This is a genomic window from Nonomuraea sp. NPDC052265 (assembly GCF_044547985.1).
Taxonomy (GTDB): Bacteria; Actinomycetota; Actinomycetes; order Streptosporangiales; family Streptosporangiaceae; genus Nonomuraea.
On sequence record NZ_JBIUBJ010000031.1, the window covers coordinates 14,485 to 27,494 of the forward strand.

The 13,010-nt window shown below is 71.8% G+C and carries 17 protein-coding genes; 9 read left to right on the forward strand and 8 right to left on the reverse strand.

From position 1 onward, the window contains the following. Window positions 1–88 precede the first annotated feature (88 nt). Together ACIHAD_RS44495 and ACIHAD_RS44500 are read right to left on the reverse strand one after the other, a co-directional pair. Window positions 89–337 carry a hypothetical protein gene (locus tag ACIHAD_RS44495; RefSeq protein ID WP_397360893.1) on the reverse strand — a complete coding sequence of 83 codons (249 nt, stop codon included), beginning with the start codon at window positions 335–337 and terminating at the stop codon, window positions 89–91. Between the two features lie 39 nt (window positions 338–376). Further along, the gene (locus ACIHAD_RS44500) at window positions 377–715 is read right to left on the reverse strand and encodes a hypothetical protein (RefSeq protein ID WP_397360894.1); all 339 of its coding nucleotides are present in this window, start codon (window positions 713–715) and stop codon (window positions 377–379) included. A gap of 301 nt (window positions 716–1,016) precedes the next feature. Here ACIHAD_RS44500 and ACIHAD_RS44505 point away from each other — a divergent pair, with 301 nt between their 5' ends. The 7 genes from ACIHAD_RS44505 to ACIHAD_RS44535 all read left to right on the forward strand — a co-directional run bounded on the left by ACIHAD_RS44505 (window position 1,017) and on the right by ACIHAD_RS44535 (window position 6,213). Continuing rightward, on the forward strand, window positions 1,017–2,192 hold the full coding sequence (locus ACIHAD_RS44505; protein WP_397360895.1) for a sensor histidine kinase: 1,176 nt from the start codon (window positions 1,017–1,019) through the stop codon (window positions 2,190–2,192). Beyond that, window positions 2,189–2,851, forward strand: coding sequence for a response regulator (locus ACIHAD_RS44510; RefSeq protein ID WP_397360896.1), 663 nt, complete (start codon window positions 2,189–2,191; stop codon window positions 2,849–2,851). The genes ACIHAD_RS44505 and ACIHAD_RS44510 overlap by 4 nt, the downstream gene beginning before the upstream one ends. Before the next feature lie 109 nt (window positions 2,852–2,960). Continuing rightward, a complete protein-coding gene (locus tag ACIHAD_RS44515; RefSeq protein ID WP_397360897.1) occupies window positions 2,961–3,131 on the forward strand; it encodes a hypothetical protein in 171 nt (56 codons plus the stop codon). Between the two features lie 102 nt (window positions 3,132–3,233). After that, window positions 3,234–3,383 carry a hypothetical protein gene (locus tag ACIHAD_RS44520; RefSeq protein ID WP_397360898.1) on the forward strand — a complete coding sequence of 50 codons (150 nt, stop codon included), beginning with the start codon at window positions 3,234–3,236 and terminating at the stop codon, window positions 3,381–3,383. Between the two features lie 52 nt (window positions 3,384–3,435). Further along, a complete protein-coding gene (locus tag ACIHAD_RS44525; RefSeq protein WP_397360899.1) occupies window positions 3,436–4,395 on the forward strand; it encodes an MvdC/MvdD family ATP grasp protein in 960 nt (319 codons plus the stop codon). Further along, complete coding sequence (locus ACIHAD_RS44530; RefSeq protein WP_397360900.1) at window positions 4,392–5,390, forward strand: TIGR04500 family putative peptide maturation system protein; 999 nt, start codon at window positions 4,392–4,394, stop codon at window positions 5,388–5,390. Before ACIHAD_RS44525 ends, ACIHAD_RS44530 begins: the two co-directional genes overlap by 4 nt. A gap of 130 nt (window positions 5,391–5,520) precedes the next feature. Then, a complete protein-coding gene (locus ACIHAD_RS44535) occupies window positions 5,521–6,213 on the forward strand; it encodes an SDR family oxidoreductase (protein ID WP_397360901.1) in 693 nt (230 codons plus the stop codon). Here ACIHAD_RS44535 and ACIHAD_RS44540 read toward each other — a convergent pair. Continuing rightward, window positions 6,210–6,425 (reverse strand): ester cyclase, encoded by a 216-nt coding sequence (locus ACIHAD_RS44540; RefSeq protein ID WP_397360957.1) that lies wholly within the window; start codon window positions 6,423–6,425, stop codon window positions 6,210–6,212. The two genes, ACIHAD_RS44535 and ACIHAD_RS44540, sit on opposite strands and share 4 nt — an antisense overlap. Window positions 6,426–6,443: 18 nt before the next feature. Next, window positions 6,444–6,965, reverse strand: coding sequence for a hypothetical protein (locus ACIHAD_RS44545; RefSeq protein WP_397360902.1), 522 nt, complete (start codon window positions 6,963–6,965; stop codon window positions 6,444–6,446). Window positions 6,966–7,037: 72 nt separating this feature from the next. Between ACIHAD_RS44545 and ACIHAD_RS44550 the strand changes: the two genes are divergently transcribed. Further along, window positions 7,038–7,997, forward strand: coding sequence for a YbgA family protein (locus ACIHAD_RS44550; protein ID WP_397360903.1), 960 nt, complete (start codon window positions 7,038–7,040; stop codon window positions 7,995–7,997). Window positions 7,998–8,036: 39 nt separating this feature from the next. Here ACIHAD_RS44550 and ACIHAD_RS44555 read toward each other — a convergent pair whose 3' ends face one another. The 4 genes from ACIHAD_RS44555 to ACIHAD_RS44570 all read right to left on the reverse strand — a co-directional run bounded on the left by ACIHAD_RS44555 (window position 8,037) and on the right by ACIHAD_RS44570 (window position 12,349). After that, window positions 8,037–10,232, reverse strand: coding sequence for a SulP family inorganic anion transporter (locus tag ACIHAD_RS44555; protein ID WP_397360904.1), 2,196 nt, complete (start codon window positions 10,230–10,232; stop codon window positions 8,037–8,039). Between the two features lie 123 nt (window positions 10,233–10,355). Next, complete coding sequence (locus tag ACIHAD_RS44560; protein ID WP_397360905.1) at window positions 10,356–10,541, reverse strand: hypothetical protein; 186 nt, start codon at window positions 10,539–10,541, stop codon at window positions 10,356–10,358. A 75-nt stretch (window positions 10,542–10,616) separates the two neighbouring features. After that, the gene (locus ACIHAD_RS44565) at window positions 10,617–11,090 is read right to left on the reverse strand and encodes a hemerythrin domain-containing protein (RefSeq protein WP_397360906.1); all 474 of its coding nucleotides are present in this window, start codon (window positions 11,088–11,090) and stop codon (window positions 10,617–10,619) included. A 101-nt stretch (window positions 11,091–11,191) separates the two neighbouring features. Continuing rightward, window positions 11,192–12,349: an AI-2E family transporter gene (locus tag ACIHAD_RS44570; RefSeq protein WP_397360907.1), complete on the reverse strand. Its 1,158-nt coding sequence runs from the start codon at window positions 12,347–12,349 to the stop codon at window positions 11,192–11,194. 258 nt (window positions 12,350–12,607) lie between these two features. Between ACIHAD_RS44570 and ACIHAD_RS44575 the strand changes: the two genes are divergently transcribed. Next, entirely contained in the window at window positions 12,608–12,922 is a 315-nt protein-coding gene (locus ACIHAD_RS44575) for a hypothetical protein (protein WP_397360908.1), read from the forward strand. Window positions 12,923–13,010 lie beyond the last annotated feature (88 nt).

A 13,010-nucleotide genomic window follows, 5' to 3' on the forward strand; every position in this document is an offset into this window, starting at 1 on the left:
GGCGGCCCCGACCGCCCGTGATCGGTGGCATGGCTGTTCGCCCGGGGCGTCGTGGCCCGGGGCGGCTACGGCCGAGGAGCGGGCAGGATCACGTCCTGGTCTTGTCCGCCTTCTCCTGCCAGTTCCTGACCTCCCGCTGGAGGTCCGCCGTCGTGATCTCGTACATCCAGGCCCGCGTGATCAGCAGGCTGATCGTGTGAGCCTCGTTCTGGAGATCGGGATGGCTCCGGAGGAGTCGCAGTTGCCCGACGCACTCCTGCCGCACCGCGGCGTCGTCGTTCTCCTTCTTCGCGTCGACCAGGTACTTCCTGGCGCTGTCGATGTGGAAGAAGATCAACGTGGGGTACGCCGGGAAACCACGCCTGCGACCTGGAGGTCAGCGGGGACGGCTGAGGGCGGCCTCGGCCAGATCCGTCCACTGCTCGGCCGAGGAGTGCGGCACGACCACCCAGTCCTTGACGACCCTGCCCCGTCCCGTGGGGTCGAACAGGGACGCCCCCGCCAGCGCGAGCGCGTCCGCGTGCTCAGGGGTGTCCCTGACCAGCCGGAACACCATCGCGCCGTCACGCTGCAGGCTCGCGAACACCTTCCCCGCCTGATCCTTGAGTGCCGGGCGGCCCATCATCCTGGAGATCTGCACACCCAGGTCGGCCAGCTCGGCGCCGACCTGCAAGAAGTCCTCTTCCGCGCCCATCGTCAGTCGGCCCCCGGTCACACGATCGTCTCGGCTGCCGCTTTCCGGCAGAAACGGCGATCAGGCTAGCAGGATCGTACTGATCCGGAGAACTCACCGGGTTGGGGCACAAACCACCTCGATGCTCGGCCCGGTCGGGCGAGGTCGTCGCGGCCGCGACGGCGGGGCGATCCCGCACCGGCGTCGCGGCGGAGCAGCTCGCCGACGGGGCGGCGGCGGGTTCGGTGGGGCGACAGGATCGCCCTGCCCGCCGCTGGCCTATCCTGTGGCACGTCGAGCCGGGCACGGCTCCCCACCACGAGCCCACCGGAAGGCGACGACCGTGACAGCCTCCCAGCTCCGGAGCACGTGGCCGCCGACGACGGTGGCGGTGCACGCGGTCCTGGCGCTCCTGACGCTGATCATCCTGGCGGGCGTACGGCACCTCGGCGCGGACCTGTGGCAGATCGTCGCCGCGGTGGGCGCTGCCGTCCTGCTCCACGTGGGAGCGCTGGTGGTCCATCGCCGGCCGTGGGTGGGGTACGCGATCGGCGCGCTGGCGATGCTCGTCCTGGTGTTGATGCCCTCCCTGGCCTGGTCACCGAGCATGCTGCCCTCGGCTGTCTGCTTCCCGCTCGCGTTGTGGCGGCTGACCGGCCTGGTCCCGGTCAGGTCCTCGGTGGTCGCGTTGGCCGTCGCCGTGCTCGGGATCGTCCTCACCGAGCTGGTGACCTGGGCCCGGCTGCCCCCTGACACCCCCGTGTGGACGCGCCTGGTCGAGGGCGGGCTGCTGATGCTCGTGGTCGGCGGTGTGTGGCTCGCGGCCCTGCTGGTACGTCGCAGGCACGAGGCCGACCGGCGCGCCGAGAGCGGACGGCTGGCCGCCGCGGTCGCGGACGAACGCGCCAGCATCCGCCGCGACCTGCACGACGTGATCGCCCACACGGTCACCGTCATGGTCGCGCGGATCGAGGCCGCGGCGGTGACGACGGCGGATCCGGCGACCCGCCGCGAACTGGGCGACATCGCCGAGGCCGGGCGGGACGCCCACCAAGGTCTGCGGGCGATGCTGGCCACCCTGGGCCCGTCCAGCGCGGCGCTACGCGCCGGTGCCCGGCCCGGGCAGGTCCCGATCTCGCTCGACGCCCTCCCCGACCTCGTGGCCTCGGCGGCGAGCCCGCTCCACGCGGTGACGTACGCCGAGGTGGGTGAGCGACGGCCGCTGAGCCTGAGTGCCGAGGTCGCGGCGGTCCGCACCGTGCAGGAGGGCATCACCAACGCGCTGCGCCACCTCGAACCGCCGGTCGAAGTGACCGTGCGCCTGCGCTGGACCCCGGCCGAGCTGGCCGTGGAGGTGCGCGACGACGGCGGCGAGGCGCTCCGGGACGCCGGCAACCAGGGGACCGGCTTGATGGGGATCGAGGAACGGGTGCGTACCGCGGGCGGCACCCTGTCGATCGACGACGGGGACGACGGATGGGTGCTGCGGGCGCGGCTCCCCACGAAGGAGGGCGCATGACCGGGATCCGCGTCATGCTCGTCGACGACCAGGAGCTGCTGCGGGCCTCGCTCCGTACGGTGCTGTCGGCCGACGAACGCATCGAGGTCACCCACGACGTCGCGAACGGCGGCGACGCGATCGAGGTCGTCCGTCGGCACCGCCTCGACGTGGTGCTGATGGACATCCGCATGCCGCGCATGGACGGGGTCGCCGCCACGGCGGAGATCGTCAGGATCGCACCGGCGACCCGGGTGCTCATGCTGACGACGTTCGACGACGACGAACTGGTCGTGGCCGCCGTCCGGGCCGGCGCGAGCGGCTACCTGACCAAGGACGTCCGGCCCGCCGCCCTGGCCCAGGCCGTGTGTGACGTCGCCTCGGGGACGTCGGCGCTGGCCCCGGGGGTGGCCGCGACGATCCTCGACCTCGTCCGCCAGGTGCCGATGCGGAGGACGGCGGCCCTGGACGGCCTCACCCCGCGCGAGGTCGAGATCTTCGGCCTGCTCGCCCGCGGCAGGTCCAACAGCGAGATCTGCGCGGAGCTGGTGCTGAGCGAGAACACGGTGAAGTCGCACGTCCGGGCCATCCTGCAGAAGCTGGACCTGCGCGACCGCGTGCACGCGGTGATCCACGCCTACGAGAACGGGCTCGTGGGTCGCAACGATCTGCCCGGCTAGGATTCCATCCCGCCGGGTGGGTGCCGTCTCACACCTTGGGGTGATGTCGGCCGGCGACGCCCGGCCTAGGTTCGACGTCGTGCAGTCCCCACGTCTACGCCTTCCTCGTGTGACCTGCCTCCTCGGTCTCGGCGGTGTGTTCGTCGCCGTCCTGCTCGGCTGGACGGCGACGGCCCATGCCACGGGCGAACGACTCGTCGACGACTACCGCGCCGGGGCACGGGCGAACCTCGCGGGAGCGTCGTCGTGCACCCTTCTCCGCCCGCAGGATGACAGCTGATCATCCACGCGACGGACGACGCCCCGGGAACCGCCTCTCTAACGTGTTCCACGCGATGGGGCGCATCCGGCTCCCCATGCAGACAAAAGGGCGGGAATGAACATGGGGAAGACGCGCACCAGCCTCGACGACATCGCGGCGTTGGGCGCTGAGCTCGACGAGGGCCAGCTGCTCCAGGTGAGCGGCGGCGCCAAGAGCCAGGTCATCGTGATCCACGGTGGCCACTCGCACACCTCCGGCGACAGCAACTAGTGCGCCGCGGGGGGCGTGCCCCAGGTCGCGCCCCCCGACCGGAACCACGCTGATGATCCTCGTACTGACCTGCGACGGAGACGAGCACGCCGAACGAGTCGTGGGGACGCTCGCCGGGGCGGACGTCACCGTCTTCGACCCCGCGCGGTTCCCCACCGCCGCCACCTTGCAGATCGGCCACCCGGGGGACGGCTCGACCGTCCGGACCCTCAGCCGCGACGGACGCCGTCTCGTCCTCGACGAGCTGACCGCGATCTGGTACCGCCGTCCGGGGAATCCGGTGACCCACCCTCTGACCGTCGCCCGCGACCACGTCGAGGAGGAGTGCCGCGTCATGGCCGAGAGTCTGTGGGACGGCCTGGGATGCCTCAAGGTCCCGGCATCCAGGCCGGTCATCGACCGGGCGGGGCGCAAGCCGTACCAGCTCGAAGTGGCCAGGCAGCTGGGCTTCGAACTGCCCGAGACGCTGATCACGAACGATCCCGAGTCCTTCCTCGACTTCTACGACCGGCACGAAGGCCGGGTGATCACCAAGCCCGTGCACGGCAATCAGCTGGAGGCGGGCGGTGAGCGGTTCGGGCGGTTCGCCGCGCCCGTGACCCCGGCGGACCTCGCCCATGCCGACGCGCTGCGCCTGTGCCCGATCATCGTCCAGGCGTACGTCCCCAAGCGGGTCGAGGTGCGGGTGACGGTGGTGGGCGGCGAGCTCTTCGCGGCGGAGATCCACTCGCAGGTCAGCAACCACACACGCTACGACTGGCGGCACTACGACCCGGGCGCCACGCCCGTCCTGCCGCACGACCTGCCCGGCGAGGTGGCCCGGCGCTGCCTGGAGCTGGTCGAGCGGCTCGGGCTGACCTACGGCGCGATCGACCTGATCGTCACGCCGGACGGCCGCCACGTCTTCCTGGAGATCAACCCGAACGGCCAGTTCCTGTGGATCGAGGACGCGACCGGGCTGCCGATCAGCGCGGCGATCGGCGAACTGCTCAAGAGCGGAGTGAAACGATGACGTACGGGCCGATGCTCGCCGACGCGGTCGGCCTGCTCAGCTCGGGCGCGCCCGAGCGCGGCCTGGAGGGGTTCCGCGCGGCGTACCCTCGCGCCCGGACGCGCCTGGTCGCCCAGCGCGAGGAGTTCGACGGATCGCTGCACCACGCCCTGCTCATCAAGGACGGCGACGGCGCCACGATCTCGCTGTCCTGGTGCGCCGACCGGGCCCTGCCGTGGCCGTTGCGCGGCGTGCACCGCGCGGGCGAGCACCTGCTGCTCCGGGTCAACGGCATCGAGACGCCCGTGGCCAGGGCGATCGCCTGCCTGGACTTCATCTGGGACGAGTCCGCGCTGACCGACCGGCTCGTCGCCGACAGCCTCGTACGCGAGGAACTGGAGGAGACGCGCGAACCGCTGAGCGACGCCGCGCTGCAGGAGGCGATGGACGCCTTCCGCCGCGCTCGCGGCCTGCTGACCGGGGACGCGACCCGGGCCTGGATGGACCGCAACCACATCTCCCACCAGGAGCTGGAGGAGCTGGTCGCCCTTGAGGCCGCCGTCGCCGCGCTGCGCTCGCGGGTGGCCGCGGACCGGGTGGAGGACTGGTTCGCCGAGCACGGCCGCGAGCTCGACGTCGCCCGCGTCGCGCGGGCGGTGTTCGTCACGGAACCGGCCGTGCCCGACGCGGCCGGGTTCCTCGACACGGTCGAGCGGGCCTTCGCCGACGGCAGCGCCCGTCCGGGCGAGGTGTTCGCCACCCTCCGCCGGGGCGACCTCGACGGGGAGACGGCGGAACGGATCTTCGGGGCCCCTCCCGGGACGGTCGCCGGGCCGTTCCCCGTGGAGGGCGGGCACCTGCTGGTCAAGGTCCTGGCGGTGCGGCCGGCCGTGCTCGACGACACCGTACGCGACCTCGTCGAACGCCGGATCTTCGGCGAATGGATCGAGGAGCGCAGGAACGCGGCCAAGATCGAGTGGTTCTGGGGGGTCGCGGAACGGACGGCGGGCAGGTGAGGCTCTGCCGTACCGGGAGAAGCCCCGCCTCGCCGTCTCCGCACCGGGTGCGGCGAAAGGGCATGCACCGATGACGGCGGCTGTACCCTGATCAACTGTCCGTGCCGAGCACGATGGCGGGAGACGGGGCATGACTTCGAGGCTGGCCGGTGACATGGTCGGCGGGCGGCGCGCCGACCTGCTGGAGCGGATCGCGGCCGAGCACCCGGGCATCGACACCGTGCGGATCGACACCGCGGACGCCGCGAGCGTCGAGTCGGCCGCGAAGGAGCTCCTGGCCAGGCACCCTGATCTCAACGTCCTGGTCACGATGGCGGGGATCATGCGCGTCGAGGACTGGCACGCCCCCGCGACCTTCCTCGCCACGGCCGAGGAGACCGTGACGACCAACGTGCTGGGACCGATCCGGCTCATCGCCGCGTTCATCGAGCACCTGCGGACGCGTCCGGACGCGACGATCATCACCGTCTCCTCGGGGCTGGCGTTCGCGCCGCTGAAGATCACGCCGAGCTACAACGCCTCGAAGGCGGCCATCCACATGCTCAGCGAGTCGATCCGGCTGCAGCTCGCCGACACGTCGGTGAAGGTCGTGGAGCTCGAACCGCCGGCCGTGCGCACCTCGCTGCTGCCCGGCGCGGAGTTCGTCGAGTCCGCGATGCCTCTGGAGGAGTTCGTGGCGGAGGTCGTGGAGCTGCTGAAGAGCCGGCCGGACGCGAAGGAGATCCAGGTCGAGCGGGTGAAGTTCCTGCGGTACGGCGAGGCGCGCGGCGACTACGACCAGGTCGTGGCCGCACTCAACCCCTCCGGCCCGTACGAGAACTAGCGCTTCGACGGGGAGTTGACCCCGAGCTGGTGCAGCAGCGTCTCGTTGTCCTCGATGTGCCAGTCCTCGACGATCTTGTCGGCGCCGACGTGCTGGATGTCGATGGCGTTGAAGTCGACGCTCTGCCCCTTGCCCCGGACGCCGTCGAACGTGCCGGTGAAGTGGCCGCGGAAGACCAGCCGCGCGGTGATCTTGTCGCCGGTGACCAGCAGGTCGGCCGGGGGCGTCGGTCAGGCGGTTTCGCCCACGCTGCGCCGGTGCCATTCCGCCAGCTCGACGAGCAGCCCGTCGGCCGCGCCGCCGAACATCGCCGCCAGCTCCTCCGCGTCGTCGACCACCACCACGTGATCCAGCAGGTCCGCGCGCAGCCGGGCCGCCCTCGGGTCGCCGGCGCCGTCCGGGTCGAAGGCGGTGGCGGCCAGGAACAGGCCGCCGACCCCGGCCAGCGCGGCGGTCTGCCGGGCCTGCGTGCCGAGCACCGTCGCCGCGTCGGCCGGTACGGCGGGCAGCACCGGCCGCCCGTCCCGGAGCAACAGCGTCAGCGGACGGGCGGGCACCTGCTCCCCCGCCTCGCCCTCCGGCACGTGGGTGCTCCCGTCGGCGTGCCGGGCGGTGTGCCGCGGACGCCCCCACGGCACGCCGTCGGCCTGGTCCTGCGCACTCGCGCGCGTGAACAGGCCGCCGTCGGCGTCGACGACGAGGTCCCCAGGCTGCCACTGCTCGCCATCAAGCGGAATGTGCGCATTCGTCATGCCTGAACGCTACGCCCTGGTTGCGACAAATCTCCGTGGCGTGCGGACGCCTGTGGTGGGCATCTGTCAGGAATGGCTGAGGCGCATGGTTGGGGCAGGCCGCGGGTGGCGGTGTCGAGCTGCCTGCTCGGCGAGCCCGTACGGCACAACGGCGGGCACAGCCGCGCCCGCTTCCTGACGCAGGAGCTGGCGCCGTTCGTGGACTGGGTGCCGATCTGCCCCGAGATGGAGATCGGCCTCGGCGCGCCCCGCGAGACGCTGCGCCTGGAACGATCCCCCGCCGGCCCCCGCCTGATGACCCGGCAGAGCCGCCGCGACCTCACCTCCGCCATGGACGAGCTGGCCGCCGAACGCTCCCCGCGCCTCGCGGCCGACGGTTACGTGTTCAAGGCCAAGAGCCCGAGCTGCGGCATCCACGGCATCCCGCTCTACGCCGGGGACAACGCGGTGACCCGGAACAACCGGGGCCTGTTCGCCGACGCGGTGATCGAGGGCCACCCGCTGCTGCCCGTCGAGGACGAGGGGCGGCTCAACGACGCGGTCCTGCGGGAGGCGTTCGTCGAGCGGATCTTCGCCCACGCGCGGCTGCGCGAGCTGCTGGAGAGCGACTGGCGGCCCCGCGACCTGGTCGCCTTCCAGGCCCGGCACAAGATGCAGTTGCTCGCCCACTCTCCCGACGGCTACCGCGAGACCGGCCGCCTGGTCGCCGCCGCGGGCACCCGGCCGCGCGAGGAGCTCGCCGAGGAGTACGGCACGGCGTTCCGGAAGGCGATGGCGGTCAAGGCGTCGATCGGGCGCAACGTCAACGTGCTGCAACACTGTCTCGGCATGGTCGGGGACGAGCTCGACCCGGTGCGCCGCGCCGACCTGGTCGAGGTCATCGGCTCGTACGCGGCGCACCGGGTGGCGCTGAGCGTGCCGCTCACGTTGCTGCGCCACCACGCCAGGGGCGAGGCGGCCACGTACGTGGAGGACCAGACGTACTTCTCCCCCTATCCGGAGGAACTGGGCCTGCGCAACCACGTCGTGTGATCCCGCCGCGCCGAACCGACCGGCGCGGCGGGGACGCGCCTACAGCGGGGTCGGCTCGCTCGGCAACGGGCCGTCGGACCCGGGGGCGTCGGGGGTGCGCGGCGGCACGTGGTGCACCCGCGCCGAGCCGATCTCGAAGTACAGGCCCACCAGCGACAGCTGCCCGGCGCTGACCTGCTCGTCGACCTTGCGGTAGGTGCGCAGGTTCTCCAGCTGCTGCTGGATGTTGAGCCGGCACAGCGCGTCGAGCGAGGCGTCCTCGGCGGAGGTGTCGTGGCCGCCCTCGCCGAGCCGGTCGAGGCTGGGATGGCCGTGCCGGAGCCACCGGCTGAGCTGCGGCAGGCCCTCGGTGGTGGCCGGGCCCTTCAGCAGCGCCGCCATCGCGCCGCAGCCGGAGTGCCCGCAGACGGTGATGGTGTGCACGTTCAGCACGCCGGTGGCGTACTCGATGGCGGCGGCCACCGAGTCGTCGTGCGGCTCGGAGCCGGCGCACGGCACCAGGTTGCCGATGTTGCGGACCGTGAACAGGTCGCCGGGCCCGCTGGAGGTGATCAGGCTGGGCACGACCCGGGAGTCGGCGCAGGTGATGAACAGGTGGGAGGGCCGCTGCTGGGTGGCGAGCTGGGTGAAGATGGGCCGCAGCAGCGGGGCCGTGCGCTTGTGGAACTCGTCCGCGCCCTGGGCGAGCCGGCACTCGATCGCCGCCGTGGCCGACAGCGGACGGCCGCGGTGGGTCCACGGCAGCCACCAGCGGCCGGGTGCCTTGGGCGGGCTCTTGGCAGGGAACATGCGTCCGCCGCTGGCCGCCATCGTGTACCACTCGTCGTGCAGCTCGTCGATGATGACCGTGCCGCCCAGGCGTTCGTGGTCCAGCCGCCAGGAGTGGATCGCGTCGAAGGCGGCGTTGTCCATGAAGTCGATGTTCAGGTCGAGGTCGACGGCGACGCCGGGTGGGATGGCGCGCAGCTCCTGGGTCAGCCGGGGCACGCCCAGGAAGGTGAGCGAGCCGGAGACCGTCGCGTGCATGACCCCGCCGGGCTCCTGCCGCTTGTCCACCGTCACGCGGGTCAGCCGCCGCAGCGCGAGCAGCGCGGCCAGCGCCAGCCCGGCCAGGACGCCCTCGGCCAGCCCGACCAGGATCACGCCTGACATGGTCATGACGTAGACGGGCACCTCGTTGTGGCCGTGGACCTTCCTGAGGTGGCCGAGGCTGATCGTCTTGATGCCGATGAAGACCAGCAGCGCGGCCAGCGCCTCCATCGGGATGAGCTTGATCGTCCAGCCCAGGCAGAGGGCGAACAGCAGGACCCAGACGCCGTGCAGGACCGCCGACCAGCGGGTGCGGGCGCCCGCCTGGATGTTGGTGGTGCTGCGCACGATCACGCCGGCCACCGGGAGCCCGCCGAGGAAGCCGCTCACCATGTTGGCCACGCCCTGGCCGGTCAGCTCGCGGTCGAGGTCGGAGCGGGGGCCGGTGTGCATGCTGTCGGTGGCCACGCAGCACAGCAGCGACTCCGCCCCGGCCACCAGCGCCACCAGCACCACGCCCATGGCGATGTGCTGCCAGTCGCCGGCCGGCAGCACCGGAGGCGCCCACGCGGTGATCGCGCCGGACAGGTCGATGCGGGTGACGTTCCAGCCGAACACCGCGGCGGTGACGGCGGCGGCCAGCAGCGCGGCCAGCGGCGCGGGGATCGCCCGGACGGGCTTGGGCATCCGGCTCCAGGCCAGCAGGACCGTGATGGTGAGGATGCCGACCATGACCTTGTGGCCGTGCAGGTCCATGATCTGGCTGGGCAGCGCGGCCAGGTTGGCCCACGGCGACTGCTCGGGGCTGCCGCCGAGGACGACGTGCAGCTGGGCGAGCGCGATGATGATGCCGACCCCGGCGAGCATGCCGTGGACGACGGCGGGCGAGACCGCGAGGGCGGCCCGCGCCGCCCTGATCGCGCCGAGCAGCACCTGAAGGGCGCCGGCCACGATCGTGATCAGGCAGGTGGCGCGCCAGCCGTAGGTCTGCACCAGACCGGCGATCACCACCGTCAGGCTCGCGGTCGGGCCGCTGACCTGCACCACCGAGCCGCCCAGGCGCCCGGCGACGATGCCGCCCACGGCGGCGGCGACGAGCCCGGCGGCCAGCGGCGCCCCCGCGGCCAGGGCGACGCCGAGCGAGAGGGGCACCGCGACGAGGAACACCACCAGCGATGCCGGCACATCGTGTCTGAGAGTACGCATGACGCTACTCTCCGTAGTTATATTCATGCGGCACACCTTAGTGCCAGATCAACCCCACGTCGGACGACGGTAAAACGCGCCGGACTTGTCCGGTTGCCCGGCGCGTCACCCGACCTCGGACCGCTACCGGGCCGCGTCCTCGCAACTCACCGTGACCAGGGCGAAGAACACGTGTGTGCGCGCGTCCTGGGAGAGCGCCGACTCGAACACCTCGCCCGCCGCGAACCCGTGGCGCAGCGCGTTCGAGCGGGCGCCGGCCAGGACCGCCGCGCCCAGCGCCGCCGGCAGTCTTCTCCTCAGGTACGTCATGGTCTCCCCTTGGGTCGGGATGGATGGTCCTGCACCTGTCGGGGCGTTCCAAGCCGTTCCATCCCGCGCCGTGGCCTAGGAGGACGCGCTGGGGATCTTCAGGGGGTCGCGGGGGGCCTCGGCCTTGGCCTTGGCCATCTCCTCACCCAGCTCCTGCAGCCGGTTGCGGCCCATGGACTCGCGCACCTGCGGGAACCACTCCTTCTCCTCCTCCTCGACGTGGTGGCGGACGTTCTCCATGAGCACCGTCATCTTGGCGTCGTAGCGCTCGTCGGCCGGGTCGAGGTCCTTCAGCTCCGACAACATCCAGACGACGACATGGTGTTCCTCGACGCTCTCCAGGATGTGGTCGGTCGTGTCGGGGGTGCCCGCGCGGGCGGCCGGGTAGAAGATCGTCTCCTCGATGTAGGTGTGCGCGGTCAGCTCCTCGATGACCTGCGCGACGATCTTCTGCTTGGTCTTGTGGGCGTCGGGACCCGCCTTCTCGAACTCCTTGAACAGCTTCTCCACCGTCTTGTGGTCCTCTTTGAGCAGCACGATCGCGTCCATGGACGGCCTCCCTGGGGTCGGGGCGCCCGGCGGGGACGAAGATTGCCGGGCGTCGGGTCCGGCACAGGTACCCCGAGGTCAGGCGCTCACACGCGGCGTCCTCAGTGACGTTCCTGACGGGGCAGCACCACGTGGTTGACGATCACCTGGACGGCGGCGGCGACCGGGATGGCCAGCAGGGCGCCCACCACGCCGAGCAGGGCGCCGCCGATGAGGGCGGCCACGATCGTGGCGGCGGCCGGCACGTCCACGGACGACTTCATCACCTTGGGCGCGATCAGGTAGTTCTCGATCTGCTGGTAGACGACGAAGAAGATGAGCGTGGCGATGGCCACCGGGAGCGAGGCGAACAGCGCGACCAGCGTGGCGATGCCCGCGCCGATGAACGCGCCGATGAGCGGGATGAGGTCGGTGAGGGCCACGATGATCGCCAGGGCGAGCGCGTACGGCACGCCCGCGATCCACAGGAAGACGAACGTGGTCACGCCCGCGATCAGGGAGATGATCAGGTTGCCGGCCACGTAGCCGCCGACCCGGTTGAGTATCTCGTCGCCGAGCAGCCGGGCCCGGTCCCTGCGGCTGCGCGGGATCAGCCGGTAGCCGGTACGCGTGATGGAGCGCAGCGCGCCCAGGAAGTACAGGGTGAGGATGAGCACGGTCAGCGTGGAGAACACGGCGCTGACCACGATCGAGGCGATGCCGAGCAGCCCGCCGAACACCTGCCGGCCCAGGTCGCCGCTGGTCAGGTACGCCTGCAGCCGTTCCAGGAGCTGGTAGCGCTGGTCCAGGTCACGGATCTGGGGGTTGTTCTGCAACTGCTGGATGTAGGTGGGCAACTGGTCGGCGAACTGGCCCGCCTGCTCCGACAACGCCGGGATGACCGCCATGGCGAACCCGGCGAACAGCACGATCACCGCCGTGAACACCGCGGTGATCGCCCCCCAGCGCGGCAGGCCGTGCTCCTCCAGCCACCGTACGGCGGGGTCCAGGCCGACGGCCAGGAACAACGACACGACGATCAGCAGCAGTATCGAGGCGCTGGCGGTGAGCGCCTGGACCAGCAGCCAGGCGGTCAGCACGCCGAGCGCGGCGGTGAACCCGAAGACGAAGGGCGTGCTGCCGAACGGCCGTCCGGGCCTGCCGAAGGGCAGGCCCGGCGGGTCCGGTCGCGGGCCGGACGCGTGGCCGTCCCGGCGTGCCGCGGACGCCGCGCCGGGCTCGCCCGGCAGGGCGGAGGACGTGAACTGATCACCAGACATGGGGGCTCCTGAACCTGAGAAACCCCCTTCTCTGCCCGGCCGGGGCGCGGTCTATCGTCACCGCCGCCGCCGGTGACCCGTCCGGTGGCCCAGGCGGGGACGCCGTGCCGCGCGCGCCACGCGATCAAGCCGCTGACCTGCGCCGTTTCGCCGGACCGGGCAGGGGGTAGGCCGCTCATCCCGGGATCGGCGGGCTCACCGGCCGGCCGGCGTCCGCGTCGCGGAAACCACGGAAGACACGAGCCAAGGAAGAACGGCATGGGGGAACCGCAGGAGTTGCAGATCGAGATCCTCGACCGGGTCGCCATGGAGGACCTGATCGGGAAGGTCGAGGACGTCGCCCGGCAGCCCGGCGCGGCCGACCGGGTGGCCCGGTGGCGCGCCGAGCACGGCTCCGAGCACGCCACGCCCCGGGCCCGCTCGTTCGTCGTCGTGGGACCGACGCTGATGTTCCTGCACCCGTGCCCGGACGGCGTCGTCCTGCCGTTCGCCGCGTACCCGGACGGGACGGTGAAGGTGTACACCGATCCCGAGCACGCCGGTCTGAGCTTCTACCGCGACTCCGGCGCCTGAACGCGTCCGGCATGGCGTCCGGTCAGGCGGGTACATCGTGCTTGCGGTCAACCCCCCGCAGGCGGCGCTCGCGCGAGCGGGCCCGCAC

Excerpts from the sequence above, each read along its gene's own strand:
- ACIHAD_RS44555 (WP_397360904.1), bottom strand. The coding sequence starts at position 10,232 with ATGCGTACTCTCAGACACGATGTGCCGGCATCGCTGGTGGTGTTCCTC.
- ACIHAD_RS44565 (WP_397360906.1), bottom strand. The coding sequence starts at position 11,090 with ATGGACGCGATCGTGCTGCTCAAAGAGGACCACAAGACGGTGGAGAAG.
- ACIHAD_RS44545 (WP_397360902.1), bottom strand. The coding sequence starts at position 6,965 with ATGACGAATGCGCACATTCCGCTTGATGGCGAGCAGTGGCAGCCTGGG.
- ACIHAD_RS44510 (WP_397360896.1), top strand. The coding sequence starts at position 2,189 with ATGACCGGGATCCGCGTCATGCTCGTCGACGACCAGGAGCTGCTGCGG.
- ACIHAD_RS44525 (WP_397360899.1), top strand. The coding sequence starts at position 3,436 with ATGATCCTCGTACTGACCTGCGACGGAGACGAGCACGCCGAACGAGTC.
- ACIHAD_RS44535 (WP_397360901.1), top strand. The coding sequence starts at position 5,521 with ATGACTTCGAGGCTGGCCGGTGACATGGTCGGCGGGCGGCGCGCCGAC.
- ACIHAD_RS44570 (WP_397360907.1), bottom strand. The coding sequence starts at position 12,349 with ATGTCTGGTGATCAGTTCACGTCCTCCGCCCTGCCGGGCGAGCCCGGC.
- ACIHAD_RS44520 (WP_397360898.1), top strand. The coding sequence starts at position 3,234 with ATGGGGAAGACGCGCACCAGCCTCGACGACATCGCGGCGTTGGGCGCT.
- ACIHAD_RS44530 (WP_397360900.1), top strand. The coding sequence starts at position 4,392 with ATGACGTACGGGCCGATGCTCGCCGACGCGGTCGGCCTGCTCAGCTCG.
- ACIHAD_RS44550 (WP_397360903.1), top strand. The coding sequence starts at position 7,038 with ATGGCTGAGGCGCATGGTTGGGGCAGGCCGCGGGTGGCGGTGTCGAGC.
- ACIHAD_RS44575 (WP_397360908.1), top strand. The coding sequence starts at position 12,608 with ATGGGGGAACCGCAGGAGTTGCAGATCGAGATCCTCGACCGGGTCGCC.
- ACIHAD_RS44560 (WP_397360905.1), bottom strand. The coding sequence starts at position 10,541 with ATGACGTACCTGAGGAGAAGACTGCCGGCGGCGCTGGGCGCGGCGGTC.